The organism is Bowdeniella nasicola (genome assembly GCF_001907295.1).
GTDB classification, from domain to species: Bacteria; Actinomycetota; Actinomycetes; order Actinomycetales; family Actinomycetaceae; genus Bowdeniella; species Bowdeniella nasicola.
On the sequence record NZ_MQVR01000129.1, the window covers coordinates 1 to 3,095 of the forward strand.

1 protein-coding gene is annotated in these 3,095 nt (G+C 56.6%); it reads left to right on the forward strand.

Going from position 1 to position 3,095, the window contains the following annotated elements; translation table 11 throughout:
- Positions 1–420: 420 nt before the first annotated feature.
- Positions 421–3,095: YPDG domain-containing protein (locus BSZ39_RS12450; protein WP_222842962.1), on the forward strand; the 2,675-nt coding region annotated here is incomplete at its 3' end.

Consider the following 3,095-nt stretch of genomic DNA (forward strand, 5'->3'; position numbering starts at 1 on the left):
CAGAGGGTTCCGCAACCCCACCAACTACCGCCTCAGAATGCTGCTGATCGGCGGAGGCCTACGCACCTAACCCACGCTCAAGTCCGAAGGGCCCTTAATCGGGCTGATGTATCATGCAAAAACGCGCTAACAACGATGTTCTTAAATCAGCCCCAAGGACTTGGGATTTACTGAGTCAACAAAACGGAGCATATATGACGTATTCACGGCTGCACCATAGACTGGTTTTAGGTCAACGCTTCCCCCTCCAGCTTGACTTGAGCCGCGGCAATTATATAGTAAAAGTGGCTCTTCACAATCGAGGGTGTAGTCGGGGTTTGAATCCGCCGGCCTCGAGGAGGCCGGCGGGCGATGTAGTGGGTCAGGTTCCGCGCTAGCTTTCGCTCTACTTTCGGGAAATAACGAGAGGATTTTCATTTCATGGCTAAGAAAGAATCGCCCAGGCTGCTGCAATGCCGGCCCGTGCGTGTTGGGTCGGCTGCCCTGGCGCTAGCACTGGCTACGACTCTGGCGCCGAGCTTCCTTCCGAGTGGCGTGGATCAGGCTGCCGCTGCGCAGATGGCGCAGACTGCTGTCGACCAGCTGGCTCAGGCGCCGGCTGCAAACTCTGATTCGCAGGCTGACTCTAGTCAGGCCATCTACTCACCGGGCAAGGCAGACCAGAAGAGCACTATCTCCGGTTCCGTGAAGGAAATCGTGGAGGCCAAGGTTGGTTTTGGTAACGTTCAGGCCTCTGGTAAGGCGCTGAAGGGTGTCAAGGTCTACGCCCAGTGGTACGAGGGTGAATACACCCAGCACTCTTCTCCGGTGTACTACACCGAGAGTGATGCAAACGGTAACTTCACTATCAAGATGGGGCCGTATACCGATGCTCTCGGTGTGACCCGTTTCTTTGATGCGGATGCATCTGTCGGTCTGACCACTGGTGACGGCCGGGGTAAGCGGGATCAGAAGCGCGAGAAGATTCGCGTGTGGACGGAGCTTCCGGAAGACATGACGGATAAGTACCGTCTGGTGCACCAACCGGCAGCAGGTATCTTCCCGGGCATCGGCGCAACCACGACGCCGACCACCCAGGGCGATGGCGTATGGCGTGGCAACAAGGTCTCGAAGATGACCATCCAGTATGCCCAGAAGGATAAACTGCCACAGCACCTCCCAGAGAATAAATGGGCGGAAAGTAGCGGATCTGGTGGTAACGAGGGCGTCTACGCGGGCCGAGCTTTCTGGAACCTTGACGTTCTGCAGGGTGCTCTGAACCACAACACCGTGAACGCCTTTGGTGGCAAGGACATTCCTGCCGCGGGTCTGAAGGTTGTTGGCTCCTACCTCACCGACGACGCCGTGAAGAAGATCGAGGCGCACGTGAAGAATAACTTCGGGGGCAAGACGTTGCGTGGTAAGGACTGGACCCTTGTTGATGAGGCTGGTCTGCAGAAGTGGATCAATGAGCAGGTGGCAGCGGATCCAGAAGGCTGGGTCGCAGAAACCCTGACCACCACCACCGGTGCTGATGGTAAGTTCGAGCTGCGGTGGAAGGGCATCTACGGCAACTCCCACAACAACCGTGGAATTGTTCCCGCAGACAAGGCCGGCAAGCTTGCAGGGTCCTACGGTGAGGGACGTTGGACTAACGGTGCCTTGGATTCCAAGCACGTCAATATGCATTGGAGCTACGTCAGCATTCTCGGCAAGGACGGCAAGCCGCTCCCTGACAATATCGGTGCGCTGTGTCCTTGGGCTCTTGGCCAGTGGGCTGGCCCGGGCTTCGGTACTGATTTGAACGCTGGTGCTGGCGCGCACTACTTCGGTGGCGACGGCGCGTTCATCGGCAACACCACTGACGGCTATACCGGTTGGAACATCGCGCTTGCTCCGCAGGCTCTGAAATTTGATGTGGTCGATAAGAACACGACTAACAACTGGGCCACGATCGGAGATAAGGTCCAGACCGATACTGCAGGCCTTCCGATCTCTGGTGACCTGAGCTACTACATCGAATGGGTAGACAAGAACGGCAAGGCCGTCAAGACGTGTGAAACCGCTAAGGCTGACTCCGCCACCAGGATCCCGAGCTGTGAGCTCGAGGTTCCGGCAAACGCCCAGACTGGAGACATGTTCATCGCTCGCCTGAAGGCTACTAGCGGTAACCCGATTCCGGCGAACGACATTGTTCTGGCAATGGACGCCTTCGCCGTCTCGACTTACTACCTCGACTACGACCCGGTCGATGCCAAGGTCGACGAAGAGACTACCTCTAACCCGAAGTTCGACAACCCAGCTTCCGAGCCTAAGGAAACCGAGCCTGAAAATGCGAAGTTCGAGCTCGGTAAGCTGCCTGAGGGCGTCACTGAAGACCAGGTTTCTGTGGATGAGAAGACCGGTGTCGTGACCTTCACGCCGACTGCTGCTCAAGCCGGCAAGACGCTTAAGTTCCCAGTCGTGATGCGTAACGCGGATCTGCAGGTTCCAGTTCTCGACGAGAACGGTGATCCGGTGAAGGGTGACGACGGCCAGCCGAAGACCCAGGGGCGTATTGTTGCCCGTGCTAATGCAACGTTCAAGGTTGCTGACACTACCGCAGCTACCGTTGAGCCTGCTTATGAGGGTAAGTTGGTTGTTCCTGGTGAGGAGACTAAGTCTGCTCCGTCCTTTACTGATAAGGATGGTAAGGGCGTAGAGGTTCCTGAGGATGCGAAGTTCTCTATTGGTGATGGCTTCACGGCTCCTGAGGGTTATGTCTACAACTTTGATGTCTTCACTGGTGAGATCACGGTTACGTTCCCGGATAAGTCGAAGCTAAACAAGGACACCGTTGAGGAGTTCGATGTTCCTGTCACGGTGACTTACCCTGATGGCAGCATCGATAAGACGGAAGCGAAATTCAAGCTGGACACCGATGGTGACGGTGAGCCTGACGTCACGGATCCGGATGATGACGGTGACGGCATCCCGGACGGAGACGACAGCAACCCGAAGGTTCCGAACGCGAACGATCACTTTGAGCCTGTTTACGAGGATGGTTCGGGTAAGCCGGGCAGCGATGTGAAGATCGATGCTCCGAAGTTCACCGACAAGGACGGTAACCCCACTGC